Genomic DNA, 16,936 nt, shown 5'->3' with positions numbered 1-16,936 from the left:
CACCGCCCGCAGCCCGGACAGACGCGAGGGTATTTCGCATTGACTCCCAGACAGTTAGCGTGCACACGTGGCCATCGAAAGCGACAAACTTCGTGACCGCCTCGACCGGGCGACCGCGCACCTCGACCCGCCGTACGCCGTCGTCGACCTCGCGGCCTTCGACGGCAACGCCGCCGCGCTGGCCGACCGCGCCGCCGGCAAGCCGGTCCGGATCGCCAGCAAGTCGGTCCGCGCCCGGGACCTGATCGGCCGGGCGCTGGCGCGACCCGGCTGGGCAGGCGTGATGGCCTTCACCCTGCCCGAGGCGAGCTGGCTGGTCCGCACCGGCGTGACCGACGACGCGCTGGTGGCGTACCCCACGGTCGACCGGGGGGCGCTCGCCGCGCTCGCCGCCGACCCGGCGCTCGCCGCGGCCGTCACGCTGATGATCGACGGCACCGACCAGCTCGACCTCGTCGACGCCGTGTGCCCGCCCGGCCGCCGCCCCGAACTACGGGTCTGCCTCGACCTGGACGCCTCCTGGCGACCGCTGGGCGGGCGGGTGCACGTCGGGGTGCGCCGCTCACCGGTGCACAGCGCCAGGGCGGCCGGCGCGCTCGCCGCCACCGTCGCGGCCCGCGCGGGTTTCCGGCTGGTCGGGCTGATGGCGTACGAGGCACAGATCGCCGGCCTCGGCGACGCGCCGCCCGGGCGGGCGGTGCTCGGCTCCGCGATCCGGCTGGCCCAGCGCGGGTCGTACCGCGAGTTGCTGGCCCGCCGGGGCGCGGCGGTGGCCGCCGTACGCGAACACGCCGACCTGGAGTTCGTCAACGGCGGCGGCACCGGCAGCGTGGCCGCGACCAGCGCCGATCCCGCGGTCACCGAGGTCACCGCGGGATCGGGCCTGTACGGGCCGACGCTGTTCGACGCGTACCGCGCCTGGCGCCCCACCCCGGCGGCGGCCTTCGCCTGCGCGGTGGTGCGCCGCCCGGGGCCCGGCCTCGCCACCGTGCTCGGCGGCGGCTGGATCGCCTCCGGCCCGGCCGAGGACAGCCGGCTGCCCCGGCCGTGGCTGCCGGAGGGCCTGAAGTTGATCGGCACCGAGGGGGCCGGCGAGGTGCAGACCCCGCTGGCCGGCACGGCGGCCGGCGCCCTGCGGGTCGGCGACCGGGTCTGGTTCCGGCACGCGAAGGCCGGCGAGCTGTGCGAGCACGTCAACGAGTTGCACCTGGTCGACGGCGACACGGTCGTGGCCACGGTGCCCACCTACCGGGGTGAGGGCCACGCCTTCCTCTGATCCGCCGGCCCGGCGCGTCCCGGACCGTTCGCGCCCGGCACGAAGCCCGCAGGCGGGTGGCGGCGCGGCCGGGTCAGCCGGGCTGGCCGGCGTCGGCCGGCGCGTCGACCTGGCGGTGCAGGTACTCCCGGATCAGCGCCTTGGCCTCGGCCAGCACCCGGTCGTCGCCCTCGGGCAGCCGGCGGAACGCCAGCTTGATGAGCGCGTCGGCCGCCTCCACGGCGATCTCGAGGTGGAACCGGAGATCGGGGACGTCCAGCCCGAAGCGCTCGGCGAGCACGCGGGCCAACTGGTCCGCGATCACCCCGTTGTTGTCCCGCTGCTCGTCGAGCAGGTGCAGGTCGACCACGTCGCCGAAGTGCAGGGTACGGAATCCCGGAACGGTGCGGTGCATCGTGATGTACTCGTCGATGCCCGCGTCGACCCCGTCCCACCAGTGGGTCAGGTCGTCGGAGGCGAAGCGCTCGTCGAGCCGCTGGAGGTAGGACTCCATCGTGCGCAGGGTCAGCGCCTGCACGATCGCCCGCTTGTCCGGGAAGAACTGGTAGACCGACCCGATCGCCACCTCGGCACGCTCGGCGAGGAGGGTCGTGGTCAGTCCCTCGTACCCCACCTCGTCGACGAGTTCGGCGCAGGCGTCCAGCATCCGCTGGACCCGCGCGACACTTCGACCCTGCACCGGTACGCGGCGCAGCGGCCCGGCTGTGGCGGCTGGTGTGGACACTCGCCACCCCCCTTCGACGGATGAACATATCTGCACGTCACGGGTCCGTGACTACCGGTACAACGAGCAAACCTCGATTGCGGTATTTACCTGCTACAACGTTCCTGATATGAAGTCACTTCACGTTCATGTCGAGGAGTGCGCATGGCCGGCACCGCACCGCCCACCCTGGCAGGCTGGTCCAACTGGGCCGGCAACCAACGCGCCACCGCCACCGCCATCCTGCGCCCCACCTCCCTCACCGACGTGGCCGAGGCCGTACGCGCCGCCGCGACGACCGGGGACCGGATCAGGGCGGTGGGCAGCGGACATTCCTTCACCGGCGTCGCGGTCACCGACGGGCGGCGGATGGAACTGGCCGACCTCGACACCGGGGTACGGGTCGACGTCGATCGCCGACTGGTCACCGTACCGGCCGGGATCACCCTGCGCGCGCTCAACGATCTGCTCGCCGCCCACGGCCTGGCACTGCCCAATCTGGGCGACATCGACGCCCAGACGATCGCCGGGGCGATCTCCACCGGCACCCACGGCACCGGCGCCGGGTACGGCTGCCTCTCGACGTTCGTCGAGGCGCTCACGCTCGTCACCGGCACCGGCGAGGTGCTGCGCTGCTCCGCCGACGAGCACCCCGACGTCTTCGCCGCCGCCCGGGTGTCGCTGGGCGCGCTCGGCGTGCTCGTCGAGGTGACCCTGCGCTGCGTGGACGCGTTCGTGCTCCTCGCCCATGAACGGCCCGCGCCGCTCGCCGCCGTGCTCGACGAACTACCCTCGCTGGTGCGGGAGCACGACCACGCCGAGTTCTACTGGTTCCCCTACACAGACCGGGTGCAGGTCAAGACCAACGACCGGGTGCCCGCCGACGACCGGCCGCTGCCCCGGTGGCGCGGCTGGCTCGACGACGAGTTCCTGTCCAACACCGTCTTCGCCGGGGCCTGCCGGCTGGGCCGCGCCGTGCCGACGCTCGCCCCGGGCATCAGCGCCGTCTCCGCCCGCGCGCTCACCGAGCGCCGCTACACCGGCCGCTCCGACCAGGTCTTCTGCACCCCACGCCGGGTCCGCTTCGTGGAGATGGAGTACGCGCTGCCACGCGAAGCCCTCCGCGAGGCGCTCGACGCGCTGCGGCGGATCGTCGACGGACTGCCGTTCAAGGTGCTCTTCCCGGTCGAGGTGCGCTTCACCGCCCCCGACGACATCTGGCTCTCCCACGGCTACGGGCGCGAATCCGCGTACGTGGCCGTCCACCAGTACGTCGGCATGCCGTACGAGCCGTACTTCCGGGCCTTCGAGCGGGTCGCCGCGAGCCTCGGCGGCCGACCCCACTGGGGCAAGCTGCACTGGCGCGACGCGGAGTCGCTCGCCCCGGCGTACCCCCGCTGGGCGGACTTCCAGGCGCTGCGCGCCCGCCTCGACCCGCACCGCCTCTTCACCAACCCCCACCTCACCCGAACCCTGGGCTAACCCCACCGCCCGCCGCTCGCCGTTGGGGAGCGGCGAGATCTTGGCAAGCGGCGGCCCATGGGCCGGGACCTGCCAAGATCTCTCGCGGCAGCGGCCGCCGGCTGGCGGTGGGCGGTCAGTCGGGGCTGGTGGTGGCCTTTCTGGGGGCCGCCTTCTTGGCTGGGGCCTTCTTCGCCGCGGTGGCCTTGGCCGTCGTGGTCTTCTTCGCGGCCGTCGACTTGGTCGCCGCGGCCGTCTTCTTCGCCGCCGTGGCCTTCTTGGCCGGCGCCTTCTTCGCGGGTGCCTTCTTCGCGGCGGTCTTCTTCGGCGCCGGCCCCTTGGCCCGCTTCTCGGCGAGCATCTCGGAGGCCTCCTCGATGCTCAGCGCCTCCGGGGTCTGGCCGCGCCGCAGCGACGCGTTGGTCTCGCCGTCGGTCACGTACGGGCCGAAGCGGCCGTCCTTGATGACCAGCGGCTTCTCCGTCAGCGGGTCGACGCCCATCTCCCGCAGGGGTGGCGCGGCGGCCCGACGCTGGCGGGTCTTCGGGGCGGCCAGCAGGGCCAGCGCCTCGTCCAGCGTGACGGTGAACATCTTCTCTTCGGAGTCCAGCGAGCGGAACTCGTCGCCGCGCTTGACGTACGGGCCGTAGCGGCCGTTGTTGGCGAGCACCTCGGCGCCGTCCGGGGCCACCCCGATCACCCGGGGCAGGCTGAGCAGCTTCAGCGCCTCGTCGAAGGTCAGCGAGTCCGGCGACTGCGAACGCAGCAGCGACGACTTGCGCTCGCCGCTGGCCACGTAGGGGCCGAAGCGGCCCGACTTGAGCAGGATCGGCTCGCCGGTGGCCGGGTCGTCGCCGAGCTTGCGCTCGCCCCCGCCGCCGAGGAACAGCTCGTGCACCTTCTCGGGCGTCAGCTCGTCGGGCGCCAGCCCCTCGGGGATCGGCGCCCGGTCGCCCTGGCCACCGCCCTCCTCGCCCTCGGCGGCCGGCGCCTGCTGCTCGCCCGGCACCGCCCGCTGGAGGTACGGCCCGTAGCGGCCCACCCGCACGACGACCTCGCGGCCCTCGTCGTCGGTGAACAGCGGGATCGAGTTGACGCTGCGCGCGTCGATCTCGTTGAGGTTCTCGGTGACCAGCTTCTTCAGCCCGCCGGAGCGGGCGATGTCCTGGTCGCCGGCGCCGTTGGCGCTGCCGAAGTAGAACGCGGTGAGGAAGTCGACGGCCGCGTGGTCGCCGCCGGCGATCTCGTCCAGCTCGTTCTCCATGCTGGCGGTGAAGTCGTAGTCGATCAGGCGCGGGTAGTGCCGCTCCAGCAGGCCGATCACGGCGAACGCCAGGAACGTCGGGATCATCGCCTGGCCGCGCTTGGTCACGTAGCCGCGGTCCTGGATCGTCTGCATGATCGACGCGTACGTCGACGGGCGGCCGATGCCCAGCTCCTCCAGGGCCTTGACCAGCGACGCCTCCGTGTAGCGCGACGGCGGCTGGGTGTGGTGGCCCTGCGCGGCGAGCTCGTCGGCGGTGAGCGGCTGGTCCTTGACCAGGTTGGGCAGGCGACGCTCGGCGTCCTCGGCCTCGGCGTTCTCGTCGTCGCTGGACTCGACGTACGCCCGCAGGAAGCCCGGGTCGGTGATGGTCTTGCCGGTCGCGCCGAAGTCGGCCTCCTCCTGGGCGGAGGAGACGGCGCGGATGCGCACCGAGACGCTGGAGCCGACGGCGTCGGTCATCTGCGAGGCGATGGTGCGCCGCCAGATCAGCTCGTAGAGCTTGAACTCCTCGGCCGACAGCTCCTTGGCCACGTCGCCCGGGGTGCGGAAGTTGTCGCCCGCCGGGCGGATCGCCTCGTGCGCCTCCTGCGCGTTCTTCACCTTGCCGGTGTAGCGGCGCGGCTCCGGCGGCACGCTGCGCTCGCCGTACAGCTCGACGATCTGCCGGCGGGCCGCCGCGATGGCGGTCTCCGACAGGTTCACCGAGTCGGTACGCATGTAGGTGATGTAGCCGTTCTCGTAGAGGCGCTGCGCGGTGCGCATCGTCTGCTGCGACGAGAACCGCAGCTTGCGGGCCGCCTCCTGCTGGAGGGTGGAGGTGATGAACGGCGCGTACGGGCGGCGGCGGTAGGGCTTCTCCTCGACCCGGGTGACGGTGAACGGCCGGCCCTCCAGGCGGGCCGCGAGCCCCCGGGCGCCGCCGGAGTCGAGGTGCACGACGCCGGCGCCGGCCTTCACCCGGCCGGTGGTCGGCTCGAAGTCCTTGCCGGTGGCGATCCGGTCGCCGTTCAGCGCGACCAGGGTGGCGTTGAAGGTGCGCGGCCCCTCGCCGGCGTTCGCGACGGCCAGCGTGGCCAGGATGTCCCAGTATTCCGCCGTGCGGAAGGCCATCCGCTGCCGCTCGCGCTCCACCACGATCCGGGTGGCCACGGACTGCACCCGGCCCGCCGAGAGCTTCGGCATGACCTTCTTCCACAGCACGGGCGAGACCTCGTAGCCGTAGAGGCGGTCGAGGATGCGCCGGGCCTCCTGGGCGTCGACCAGGTCCCGGTCGATCTCGCGGGGGTTCGCCACCGCGGCCTGGATGGCCGGCTTGGTGATCTCGTGGAAGACCATCCGCTTGACCGGCACCTTGGGCTTGAGGGTCTCCACCAGGTGCCAGGCGATCGCCTCGCCCTCGCGGTCCTCATCCGTCGCCAGGAAGATCTCGTCGACCTCCTTGGCGAGCTTCACCAGCTTGCTGATCTGCTGCCTGCGGTCGGCGGAGACCACGTAGAGGGCGTGGAAGCCGTTGTCGACGTCCACCCCGAGGCGGGCCCAGGGCTCGCCCTTGTACTTCGCCGGCACGTCGGCGGCGTTGCGCGGGAGGTCCCGGACGTGGCCGAAGCTGGCCTCCACGACGTACCCCGGGCCGAGATAGCCCGAGATCGTCTTGGCCTTCGCCGGTGACTCGACGATGACCAGACGGGTGGTTCCAGCTTTGCTCGGCACGTCTCTCCCCGACCTCACTCCTGCTCCCACCGGCGCCCGGTTCGGGCCGCTTTCGGCCCGCCGACCCCCGGCGGTCCGGATGTCCAACGTAACGCGCCGCCCGCGTTTCGGGTTTCGCGGGCGGCAAACCGTCCCGTGGGGCGGCCTTCTCGATCCACCGGCGGCTGGGTGTGCCGGACGGCGCCACCGTACACCGTGCGTGTGCCGTCGGGCGGGACACTGTGACGATGGCGGACCCTCGGCCGAGGCGTCACCCGGCCGTTTTCTGCGAAAATGCGCACTTGCTGTCCCGCATCGGACAGGCCCGTGGGCCGTCAGGAGCGGGTCGGCCAGGCCGTCGCGGGGGCGGCGGGCGGCGGGTCGCCGACCAGCTCGGCCAGGCGCGCGAGCCGCCGGCGGCCGGTGATCCGGTACGCCGGCCCGCCCTCGCCGGGCCCGAGCAACGCCCCGGAGAGGCCGACCGCGTCGAGCGCCCCACCGACCGGCCCCCAGCACTCCTCGTCGTCGGCGCCGAGCCCGAGCAGGAAGCCGGACGGCTCGGCGGCCCCGGCCGCGGCGAGCCAGATCCGCAGCCGCCGCCCGTTGAGGTGGAAGCCGGCGGGCGGGCGCTTGCCGGTGCCGCGCAGCCAGGCCACCGCGAGCGGCTTGAGGGTGCGCGCGTACGAGGTGCGCACCGCGTGCCGGCCGTCGGCGGTCGCCTCCCAGGTGGCCGCCACCCCGCGCAGCGCCAACTCGGCGACGAGCACGTGCACCCGCCAGGCGGCGTCGACCACGACCGAGAGCCGGGCCGTGCCGCCCATCCGGACCACCTCGCCCGGGCCGGCCAGCAGCCCGGCGAGGTCGGCGAGGGACGGGTCCGCCGCCTCAGCGCCGAAGAAGGTCAGCTGCCGGACGGAGTCGTCGACGTCGGCCGGCGGGGGTGCGGCGGTACGGCGGGCGGCCGGCGCGACCCGCTCCGCGGGGGCCGGGAAGAGCACGGGCGGCGCCTCGCCGCCCGCCGGGTCACCGGTCCCGCTCAGCGACACTCCGGCACCTCGTCGAAGGCGCGTTTCAACTCCTCGGAGTTGAGCCGGCTGGTGTCGAGGGCGCTGGCGTCGTACTCCTTGTTCAGGGTGTCCACGGCGGCGCGGACGCCGTCGTAGAAGGCGGTGGGCTGGCCGGTGCCGAGCCCGTCGATGGTGTCGCGGGCCCTGCCGTACGCGTCGCGCACCTTGGCCAGCGACGCGCGGAAGCCGGCGGAGACCTCCTCGCCCTGCTCGGCCTCCGGGACGCCGGCCTCCTCGACCTTGCGCCGGGCGGTCTCGCTGGCCTGCTCGGCGCCCCCGAAGAGCCGCACCAGGTTCTCCTTCGCCTGCGCCGGGGTGGTCTGGGCGGTCATCTGCTGGTCGGTGCTGCGGGTCAGCTTGCTGATCTCGGCCCGCCACGGGGTGAGCGCGGAGCAGACCGACGCCGCCCACGCCCGCGGGCTGGGGCCGCCGCCGCAGCCGGCGAGCACGAGTACGAGCGTGGCCAGGACCACCGTGAGCTTTCCGGCGGCTGCCGCCCGGCACGTGCGCATGCGTTGCAGCGTACGGCCTCTGTCGAGTCCCGGCACCGGACAGGTTTGCCGGGCGGACGGGCGGTCCCCGGCCGGCCACGTGGGCCGACCGGGGACCGGGACACCGGACGGATCAGGCGTTGACCGCCTCCGGCCGCTGGCCCGGGCTGCCCGCGCCCGAGCCCGAGTCGGAGTCCGACATCGCCACGCCCTTGCGCTTGCTGAACACCACCGCCGCGACGATGATCAACGTCGCCACCACGGCGATCCCCACCCGCAGGCCGGTGTTCCGCTCGTCGCCCACGCTCCAGGCCACCACGGCCGGCGCGATCAGCAGCGAGACCAGGTTCATCACCTTGATCAGCGGGTTGATCGCCGGACCGGCGGTGTCCTTGAACGGGTCGCCGACGGTGTCGCCGATGACCGTGGCGGCGTGCGACTCGGAGCCCTTGCCGCCGTACGCGCCGTCCTCGACGAGCTTCTTGGCGTTGTCCCAGGCCCCGCCGGAGTTGGACAGGAAGACCGCCATCAGCGTGCCGGCGCCGATCGCACCGGCCAGGTACGCCGCCAGCGCGCCCGGCCCCAGGCCGAAGCCCACCGCGATCGGCGCGAGGATGGCGAGCAGCCCGGGGGTGATCAGCTCGCGCTGCGCGTCCCGGGTGCAGATGTCGACGACCTTGCCGTACTCGGGGCGCTGGGTGCCGTCCATGATGCCGGGCAGTTCGCGGAACTGCCGGCGTACCTCCATCACGACCGCGCCGGCCGAGCGGGAGACCGCGTTGATGGCCAGGCCGGAGAAGAGGAACACCACCGCGGCGCCGATGATCAGGCCGACCAGGTTGCGCGGGTTCGCCACGTTCAGCGAGTTGAGGATCTCGGTACCCACGTCGCCCACCCCGGCGTCGGAGTACGCGCTGCGCAGCGTGTCGGTGTACGAGCCGAACAGCGCCGTCGCGGCGAGCACCGCCGTGGCGATCGCGATGCCCTTGGTGATCGCCTTGGTGGTGTTGCCGACCGCGTCCAGTTCGGTGAGCGTCCGGGCGCCGTGCTCGTCGATGTCGCCGGACATCTCCGCCACGCCCTGGGCGTTGTCGGAGATCGGGCCGAAGGTGTCCATCGCGACGATCACGCCGACCGTGGTCAGCAGGCCGGTGCCGGCCAGCGCCACGGCGAACAGCGAGAGCGTGATGGAGCTGCCGCCGAGCAGGAACGCGCCGAACACGCCGGCGCCGATCAGCAGCGCCGAGTAGACCGCCGACTCCAGGCCGACGCTGATGCCGGCGAGGATGACGGTGGCGGCGCCGGTCTGCGAGCTCTTGCCGATGTCCTGCACCGGGCGCCGGTTGGTCTCGGTGAAGTAGCCGGTCAGCGCCTGGATCGCCGCCGCCAGCACGATGCCGATGACGACCGCGCCGATGGCGACGGTCCGCGGGTTCTCGCTGACGTCGGTCAGCCCGCCCTCCAACTCGGCGAAGGTGGCCGGCAGGTAGGCGTACGTGGCGATCGCCACGAGCACCGCGGAGAGCACCGCCGAGATGTAGAAGGCCCGGTTGATCGCGGTCAGGCCGTTGCGGTCGGAGGCGCGCAGCCGGGTGATGAAGACGCCGACGATCGCGATGAGCACGCCGATGGTGGAGACGATCAGCGGGAACACCAGGCCCTGCTCGCCGAACGCGGCGCGGCCGAGGATCAGCGCGGCGACCAGGGTGACCGCGTACGACTCGAAGAGGTCGGCGGCCATGCCGGCGCAGTCACCCACGTTGTCGCCCACGTTGTCGGCGATGGTGGCGGCGTTGCGCGGGTCGTCCTCGGGGATGCCCTGCTCGACCTTGCCGACCAGGTCGGCGCCGACGTCGGCGGCCTTGGTGAAGATGCCGCCGCCGACCCGCATGAACATGGCGAGCAGCGCGGCGCCGAAGCCGAAGCCCTCCAGCACGGTCGGCGCGTCGCTGCGGTAGAACAGCACGACCAGCGCGGCGCCGAAGAGGCCGAGGCCGACGGTGAGGAAGCCGACCACGCCACCCGTACGGAAGGCGATCTTCATGGCGGCCTCCCGGCCGCCCTCGCGCTCCCGGGCGGCGGCGGCCACCCGAAGGTTGGCCCGGGTGGCCAACCACATGCCCGCGCCGCCGATGAACGCGCTGAACAGCGCGCCCACGACGAAGAAGACGGACCGGCCGATCTTCACCGCCGTCTCACTGCCGTCGGTGTCGTGCACCGGCAGCAGGAAGAGCAGCACCACGGCGACGACCACGAAGATCGCCAGGGTCCGGAACTGCCGCAGCAGGTAGGCCGAGGCGCCCTCCTGGACCGCACCGGAGATCTCCTGCATTTTGTTGGTGCCCTTGCCGGCGGCCAGCACGGCCTTCGTCAGCGCGCCGGCGAAGGCGAGCGCCACCAGCGCGATGACCGCGGCGATGACGACGTACGTGACGTTGTTTCCGGTGAGGGAGATCCCGCCGCCCTCGGCGGCCAAGGTGTCGGACATCTGTGTCCTCCTGTACCGAACGCTCGCGCCGGCCGGTGGAGACGCACCGCCCGGCGCCTGGATGCGGAGTCGCAAGCGCGCGCCACCCCACCCCGGGCGGACCAGCGATGAACAACCGTTCCCGCTGGCTGCGGGATGGATCACTTGCTGACAACCCGCGTACTGTAGCCCTCCACAGTGTTGGAGGTCACACCGAGGGGGCACCCCGGGTCGATGATCTTCGTCGCTGTGTTATGAGGAAAAATCTGATATAGGAGCCCATCCATGCCAGAGAGACCGCGCCCCGGCGGGACACGGCCTCTCACGGCGTACGACGCCCTCGGTGAGGGCAATGGAAGATCAGCTCAACGGCCGACGGGCCAGACCATCCGCACCTCGGTGCCGACGCCCTCCTCCACCGGGCGGACCTGGAGATCCTCGACGAAGCCGGCCAGCAGGGCGAAGCCGACGCCGGTGGTCAGGTCGTCCTCGTTGAGCGACTCGTTGGCGAGCTGGTCGGCGTTCAGCGCGGCCAGGCCGAGACCCGCCTCGATCGGCGCGCGGTCGACGACGCGCACCGCGTACACCCCCGAGTCGGACATCTCCACGAGCACGGGCTCGGGCACGTTGTACTGGCGGTGCAGGGCGACCGCGCGCGTGCACGCCTCGCCGATGGCCAGCCGTACCTCGTCGAGCAGCTCCTCGCGGACCCCGGCCCGCCGGGCGACCGCCACCCCGACCAGGCGCGCGGTGCGCACGTGCACCGGGGCCGGCGAGAAGGAGAGCTTGACGGTGGCCATCAGACGCCGGAGCCGGCCGGGCCGGCGCCGATCGCCGCGTCGACCGTGGGATGCAGCGGGAAGACCTGGTCGAGCGCCGTGATCCGGAAGATCTTGAGCAGCGGCTCCTTGTCGCAGACCAGCGCGAACGAGCCGCCGGCCGCGCGCAGCCGCTTGAGCGCGCCGACCAGCACGCCCAACCCGGTGGAGTCCAGGAAGTCGACCCGGCCCAGGTCGACCACGACGTGGCGGGCCCCGCCGTCGATCAGCTCGAGGAGCCGTTCCCGCAGCCGCGGCGCGGTGTAGACGTCCACCTCACCGCCGACCTCGAGCACCGTGTGCTCGCCCACGGTGCGGGTCGTCAGCGACAGCTCCATCGGTCCTCCCTCGCAAGAGCCGTAAACTCTCCTGGGCATCTAACCATCCCCGCCGGAGACCGGCTCTGCTCACCGGCGGAGGCCTCCCCATACCCCGGCCCCCCGTATTCCATCTCCGAACACCAGTGCGAGAGTGCAGGACGTGACCTCCGACCCGGCGCGCCGCAACCCGGGGCCGTCGTCCGCAGCCACCGTAGTCGCAGGTGGCGGGCTCGGGCGAACGCCGGCCGACCTGCTGGGCAGGCTGCGCGCCCGCACCGGCGCCGACCCGGTCACCCACGTCGAGCGGGTGCCGGCACGGGCCGGCGAGCCCGCCGGATGGCCGGACTGGGCGCCCGAGGAGCTGCGCGCGGCGTTCGCCCGCCGCGGCGTGGTCGCGCCCTGGCGGCACCAGGCCGAGGCGGCCACCCTGGCGTACGACGGCCGGCACGTGGTGGTGGCCACCGGCACGGCGTCCGGCAAGTCCCTGGCCTACCAGCTTCCCGCGCTGGCCACCCTGCTCGCCGACCCCCGCGCCACCGTGCTCTACCTGGCGCCGACGAAGGCGCTCGCCGCCGACCAGTTGCGCGCCGTCGCCGCGCTGGAGCTGGAGGGCGTACGCCCGGCCTGCTACGACGGCGACACCCCGCGCGCCGAGCGGGAGTGGATCCGGAAGCACTCCCGGTTCGTGTTGACGAACCCGGACATGCTGCACCACGGCATCCTGCCCGGGCACGCCCAGTGGTCCGGCTTCCTGCGCCGGCTCACGTACGTCGTGATCGACGAGTGCCACACCTACCGCGGCGTCTTCGGCTCGCACGTCGCGCACGTGCTGCGCCGGCTGCGGCGGCAGTGTGCCCGGTTCCGCAGCACGCCCGTCTTCGTGCTCGCCTCGGCCACCTCCGGCGACCCGGCGACGGCGGCCGGGCGGCTCACCGGGCTGCCCGTAGCCGCCGTCACCGAGGACACCTCGCCGCGCGGCGGGGTGACGTTCGCGCTCTGGGAACCACCGCTGCTGCCGCCGGACTCCGCCGCCGACCAGCAGGCGGACCTCACCCAGGTCCGCCGCTCGGCGCTGCGGGAGACGGCCGACCTGCTCGCCGACGCGGTCGCCGAGGGCGTACGCACGCTCGCCTTCGTGCGTTCCCGGCGCGGCGCCGAGGTGGTCGCCGCGAACGCCCGTCGCGCCCTCGACGAGGCGGTACCGGGGCTCGGCGACCGGGTGGCCGCCTACCGGGCCGGCTACCTGCGCGAGGAGCGGCGCGAACTGGAACGCGCGCTGCTGCACGGCGACCTGCTGGGGCTGGCCTCGACCAACGCGCTGGAGCTGGGCGTCGACCTGGTGGGCCTCGACGCGGTGCTCATCTGCGGGTACCCGGGCACCCGCGCCTCGCTGTGGCAGCAGGCCGGCCGGGCGGGGCGCTCCGGGCAGGAGGCCCTCGCCGTGCTGGTCGCCCGGGACGATCCGCTCGACACCTACCTCGTGCACCACCCCGAGGCGGTCTTCGGGCGGCCGGTGGAGGCGACCGTGCTCGACCCGGCCAACCCGTACGTGCTGGCCCCGCAGCTCGCCTGCGCGGCGGCCGAGGCGCCGCTGACCCCCGACGACCTGGCACTCTTCGGCGACGGGGCGAAGGAGGCGGTGGACCAGCTGGTGGCGGCCGGGGCGCTGCGGCAGCGGCCGACCGGCTGGTACTGGCGGCACCGGGAACGGCCCGAGGTCGACCTGCGCGGCGAGGGCGGCGCGCCGGTCTGCGTGGTCGAGGCGGCGACCGGGCGGCTGCTCGGCACCGTCGACGGCGGCTCCTCGCACTTCCTGCTCCACCCCGGCGCGGTCTACCTGCACCAGGGCGTCTCGTACGTGGTCGACTCGCTCGACCTGGCCGACGGCTGCGCGCTGGTGCACCCCGAGGAGCCGGACTGGTCCACCCACGCCCGCGACGTCACCTCGCTGTCGGTGGTTAGCGTGCGCTCGTACGTGGACGCCGGTCCCGTCGGGCTCTTCCTCGGCGAGGTCGACGTGACCAGCCAGGTGGTGTCGTACCAGCGGCGGCGGATCGCCACCGGCGAGGTCATCGACACCCGTCCGCTGGTCCTGCCGGCCCGGGAGCTGCGTACCGTCGCGGTCTGGTTCACCCTGTCGCCGCAGTCGCTGACGGCTGCCGGCGTGGAGCCCGCCGACGTACCGGGCGCGCTGCACGCCGCCGAGCACGCCGCGATCGGCCTGCTGCCGCTCACCGCGACCTGCGACCGCTGGGACATCGGCGGGCTCTCCACAGCGGTGCACCCGGACACCGAGGCCCCGACCGTCTTCGTCTACGACGGGCACCCGGGAGGGGCCGGCTTCGCCGAGCGCGCGTACGGGACGGCGGCGGCCTGGCTGCGCGCCACCCGGGACGCGATCGCGGAGTGTGGCTGCGAGGCGGGCTGCCCGTCCTGCGTGCAGTCCCCGAAGTGCGGCAACGGCAACAACCCGCTCTCCAAGCCGGACGCCGTCCGGGTGCTGGACGTGGTGCTCGCCAACCTGCCCGACGGCGTACCGGCCCCCGGCCCGTCCGAGGGCCGGCCGGGCGACCCTCCGGTTCCGGCGGGACGCGCCGCTCCGGACGACGACGCCGCCCCCGGTGCCCCGAGCAGGCCGGGTGCTCAGCGCGATCCGGATGCTCGACTCGGTCCGGGTGCTCCGGGTGCGCTGGGCGCGCTGGGCGCGCTGGGCGCGCTGGGCGCGCTGGGCGCGCTGGGCGATCCGGGCGGCCCGTCCCGGCTCGCGGAGGCGGGCTCGGGGGACGTCGCCGTCCCGGGTGGTGGAAAGCAGGCATAGAACCCCTTCGCTCGGGGCAACGAAGGCATGGGAGCGCTTCCATCGGTGCTCGCGGATCATTAGCCGTCCTTGCCGTCCTCGCCGTCGAAGGAGGAGTCGTGGCCGACACCATCGCCGAGACCGTCGACCTGCTCTACACGATCAACCAGGAGAAGCTCACTCCCGACCAGCAGATCGCCCTGGGCACCGCGCTGGCCAGCCTGGCGCAGGCCGAACGCCTGGAGCAGATCAACGAGCGGCTGCGCAGCATCCACCAGGTCCTCAACGCGTGGGCGCTCAAGGCGACCGTCGACGGGGGCCGATGAGCCCGGCCACCCCGGAGCAGCGAGGGTCCCGCGCCCGAGGTCGTGGCGGGGCTACGCCGGCCATCGCGGGTTGCGCGGGCGTGGCGCATTGCGCGGGCGTGGGCGCATCGCGCGGGCGTGGCGCATCGCGCGGGCGTGGCGCATCGCGCGGGCGTGGCGCATCGCGCGGGCGTGGCGCATCGCGCGGGCGTGGCGCATCGCGCGGGCGTGGCGCATCGCGCGGGCGTGGCGCATTGCCCGGCGGAGCGGGGCAACCGGTGGTCGGGCGGGGCGGCAGCCGGGTGGCGGGCGGTAGCGGCGGATAGGGGTGGATGGTCGGCTCGGCGCGCCGAACATTCGGTCGGGCAGGCGCATGACCTGCGGGGAGGCCGCGTGACCTGTCGGCGGCGGCGCGGTTGAAGCTGTGCGACACTCCGGCGACCCCTCGAAGGAGAACCCATGCAACTCGACAACCTGCAGGCCCAGCAGCAGTTCCACATCCGGCAGCGGCTCCGGATGATGGTCAACCAGTACGAGGTCCACGCCGTCGCACCGGACGGCTCCGAAGGCGGGCTGCTGGCGTTCGCCCAGCAGAAGCGGCTCGCCTTCAAGGAGCAGGTGACGATCTACACCGACGACTCGAAGCAGCAGCCCCTGCTCGGGTTCAAGGCCCGCCAGCGCCTCGACATCGGCGCCACGTACGACGTGACCGACCACGCCGGCAACCCGATCGGCCTGTTCCGCAAGGACTTCGCCCAGTCCCTGCTGCGGTCCACCTGGCACGTCGAGCAGCCCGGCCTGCCGCAGGTCACCGGCCAGGAGCGCAGCATGCCGGTGGCGCTGCTGCGCCGGTTCGTCGACTCGCTGTCCTGGCTGCCCTACCACTTCGACTTCGTCGCCGGCGATCAGCCGGTCTTCTCCGTCATCAAGCAGTGGGGCCTGCGCGACCGGTACGTCGTGCAGATCCACAACCCGCAGGTCGACCGCCGCCTCGTGATCGCGATGGCCGTCGCCCTCGACGCCCTTCAGGGACGCTGACCCGCCCGGGTCGGGGTGCCGAATGCCGTCGCCCCGGCCTGGTCGCGTCCGATCACCGACCGTGTGGCGGGGCGCGGCGGATCGTGTCGGTCGCCGGCCGAGCCTGCGGTAGCGGCCCGCGTGCCGCTCAGCCACGGACGGGGCCAGCGCGGGCGCTCGCCGTCGCCACCCGCGCCAGGCCGGGCAGCGGAGTGACGGCGACCTCGGCGGTCACCAGGAGGTCCAGGCCGTCGAGCCGACAGGCCAACAGCCGCCCACCGTTGGCGCCGGCGATCTCGGCAGCCCGACCGCAGGCCGCCGGCTCGCCCAGGAGGGCCTGACCGGCACCGGCGAGCGCGCCGAAGTCCGCCGCCACCCGGGCCTGCTGCCGGGCCGTGCGGGCCGCACCGACGGCCGCGCCGAACAACCCGACCATGACGAACGCCAGCCCCACGGCGAGCAGGCAGACGGTCGCCCCACCATGCTCTCCGGCAGGCCGCGCCCCATCCCCCCGCGCTTGCGCCGAGCCGCCGCGCTCGTGACCGGCGCCCCTGCCCCGCCCGGCAACCGCCCGCCCTCCCCCGGCTCGACGGTCGGCGTCGCGACCCGTGCGGCACCGGTGGCCGGCGCCCCTGGGCCGCCCGGTCACGGCCCGCCCTCCGCCGGCTCGGCGACCGACGTGGCGGACTCCGCGACACCGGGCGGCGCCGACGCCCCGAAGGTGGTCGACCGGACGGGCCCGCCGGCGGACTCCACGACGCCGGGTTCGATGGCTGCCACCGCCGTGGCGGTCACGGAGATCCGGGGCAGCCGGGAGCCGAGCGCGCGTACGGGCGCCCGGACGGTGGCAACGACCCGCTGGCCGTCGACGGTGACGGTCACCTCCGCTCCCGGCGGGGTCGCTCGGCTGGCTGCGGCCACCCCGTCGGCGCCCCGGGAGGCGGCCAGCGCCGCCTCCCGGGCCGCGTGCAGGCAGCCCGCCCTCGTGCCGACGGCGTTGACCGCCGACAGCCCGGCGAGCAGGAGCAACAGGAGCGCCGGCAGGCCGGCCGCCAGTTCGGCCGTGAAGGAACCCCGGTCACGGCCGGCCGGCCGGCGCCGGTTCACTTGAGTGCCCGGTCGATGACGGCGGTCAACGCGGACTGCACGTTGCCTGAGGTCAGCACCTTCAGCAGGATCCCGGCGAAGGCGACTGCGGCCAGGGTGCCGACGGCGTACTCGGCGGTGTTCATTCCGGCGTCCCCGCGCAGGCGGGCGA

The 16,936-nt window shown here is 73.7% G+C and carries 14 protein-coding genes and 1 pseudogene; 5 read left to right on the top strand and 10 right to left on the bottom strand.

Features of this window, described 5'->3' with window-relative positions; all coding sequences use genetic code 11:
• The first annotated feature begins 67 nt into the window (after positions 1–67).
• Positions 68–1,276, top strand: a complete 1,209-nt coding sequence (locus tag CLT72_RS24785; RefSeq protein WP_101413817.1) for an alanine racemase — start codon at positions 68–70, stop codon at positions 1,274–1,276.
• 73 nt (positions 1,277–1,349) lie between these two features.
• Here CLT72_RS24785 and CLT72_RS24780 read toward each other — a convergent pair whose 3' ends face one another.
• Positions 1,350–1,922, bottom strand: coding sequence for a TetR/AcrR family transcriptional regulator (locus CLT72_RS24780; RefSeq protein ID WP_101413816.1), 573 nt, complete (start codon positions 1,920–1,922; stop codon positions 1,350–1,352).
• 222 nt (positions 1,923–2,144) lie between these two features.
• Here CLT72_RS24780 and CLT72_RS24775 point away from each other — a divergent pair, with 222 nt between their 5' ends.
• Positions 2,145–3,461, top strand: a complete 1,317-nt coding sequence (locus CLT72_RS24775) for a D-arabinono-1,4-lactone oxidase (protein WP_101413815.1) — start codon at positions 2,145–2,147, stop codon at positions 3,459–3,461.
• A gap of 115 nt (positions 3,462–3,576) precedes the next feature.
• On the opposite strand, the gene topA is transcribed toward CLT72_RS24775, so the two are convergent.
• The 6 genes from topA to CLT72_RS24745 all read right to left on the bottom strand — a co-directional run bounded on the left by topA (position 3,577) and on the right by CLT72_RS24745 (position 11,577).
• Positions 3,577–6,417, bottom strand: a complete 2,841-nt coding sequence (gene topA / locus CLT72_RS24770; RefSeq protein WP_101413814.1) for a type I DNA topoisomerase — start codon at positions 6,415–6,417, stop codon at positions 3,577–3,579.
• A 314-nt stretch (positions 6,418–6,731) separates the two neighbouring features.
• Positions 6,732–7,442, bottom strand: a complete 711-nt coding sequence (locus CLT72_RS24765) for a hypothetical protein (protein WP_199184637.1) — start codon at positions 7,440–7,442, stop codon at positions 6,732–6,734.
• Positions 7,433–7,975 (bottom strand): hypothetical protein, encoded by a 543-nt coding sequence (locus tag CLT72_RS24760; protein ID WP_101413813.1) that lies wholly within the window; start codon positions 7,973–7,975, stop codon positions 7,433–7,435. The genes CLT72_RS24765 and CLT72_RS24760 overlap by 10 nt, the downstream gene beginning before the upstream one ends.
• A gap of 112 nt (positions 7,976–8,087) precedes the next feature.
• Entirely contained in the window at positions 8,088–10,442 is a 2,355-nt protein-coding gene (locus CLT72_RS24755; protein ID WP_101413812.1) for a sodium-translocating pyrophosphatase, read from the bottom strand.
• A 344-nt stretch (positions 10,443–10,786) separates the two neighbouring features.
• Positions 10,787–11,221 (bottom strand): ATP-binding protein, encoded by a 435-nt coding sequence (locus CLT72_RS24750; protein WP_101413811.1) that lies wholly within the window; start codon positions 11,219–11,221, stop codon positions 10,787–10,789.
• The gene (locus tag CLT72_RS24745; protein WP_101413810.1) at positions 11,221–11,577 is read right to left on the bottom strand and encodes an STAS domain-containing protein; all 357 of its coding nucleotides are present in this window, start codon (positions 11,575–11,577) and stop codon (positions 11,221–11,223) included. The genes CLT72_RS24750 and CLT72_RS24745 overlap by 1 nt, the downstream gene beginning before the upstream one ends.
• Positions 11,578–11,719: 142 nt before the next feature.
• Here CLT72_RS24745 and CLT72_RS24740 point away from each other — a divergent pair.
• The 3 genes and pseudogenes from CLT72_RS24740 to CLT72_RS24730 all read left to right on the top strand — a co-directional run.
• Positions 11,720–14,092 (top strand): annotated as a pseudogene (locus CLT72_RS24740) (DEAD/DEAH box helicase); the annotation flags it as partial.
• A gap of 383 nt (positions 14,093–14,475) precedes the next feature.
• Entirely contained in the window at positions 14,476–14,682 is a 207-nt protein-coding gene (locus CLT72_RS24735) for a hypothetical protein (RefSeq protein ID WP_089002398.1), read from the top strand.
• Positions 14,683–15,120: 438 nt separating this feature from the next.
• Positions 15,121–15,699, top strand: a complete 579-nt coding sequence (locus tag CLT72_RS24730) for an LURP-one-related family protein (RefSeq protein ID WP_101413809.1) — start codon at positions 15,121–15,123, stop codon at positions 15,697–15,699.
• Between the two features lie 127 nt (positions 15,700–15,826).
• Here CLT72_RS24730 and CLT72_RS24725 read toward each other — a convergent pair whose 3' ends face one another.
• The 3 genes from CLT72_RS24725 to CLT72_RS24715 are packed head-to-tail and all read right to left on the bottom strand — an operon-like array spanning position 15,827 to position 16,910.
• Positions 15,827–16,327 carry an Rv3654c family TadE-like protein gene (locus CLT72_RS24725; protein WP_101413808.1) on the bottom strand — a complete coding sequence of 167 codons (501 nt, stop codon included), beginning with the start codon at positions 16,325–16,327 and terminating at the stop codon, positions 15,827–15,829.
• Positions 16,324–16,785 (bottom strand): TadE family type IV pilus minor pilin, encoded by a 462-nt coding sequence (locus CLT72_RS24720; protein WP_358168603.1) that lies wholly within the window; start codon positions 16,783–16,785, stop codon positions 16,324–16,326. Before CLT72_RS24720 ends, CLT72_RS24725 begins: the two co-directional genes overlap by 4 nt.
• Positions 16,782–16,910: a DUF4244 domain-containing protein gene (locus CLT72_RS24715; RefSeq protein ID WP_208418639.1), complete on the bottom strand. Its 129-nt coding sequence runs from the start codon at positions 16,908–16,910 to the stop codon at positions 16,782–16,784. The genes CLT72_RS24720 and CLT72_RS24715 overlap by 4 nt, the downstream gene beginning before the upstream one ends.
• Positions 16,911–16,936: the final 26 nt, after the last annotated feature.

The organism is Micromonospora sp. CNZ309 (assembly GCF_002846525.1).
Note: the sequence above shows the minus strand (reverse complement) of the source record. Positions and strands in the feature narration are given on the sequence as shown.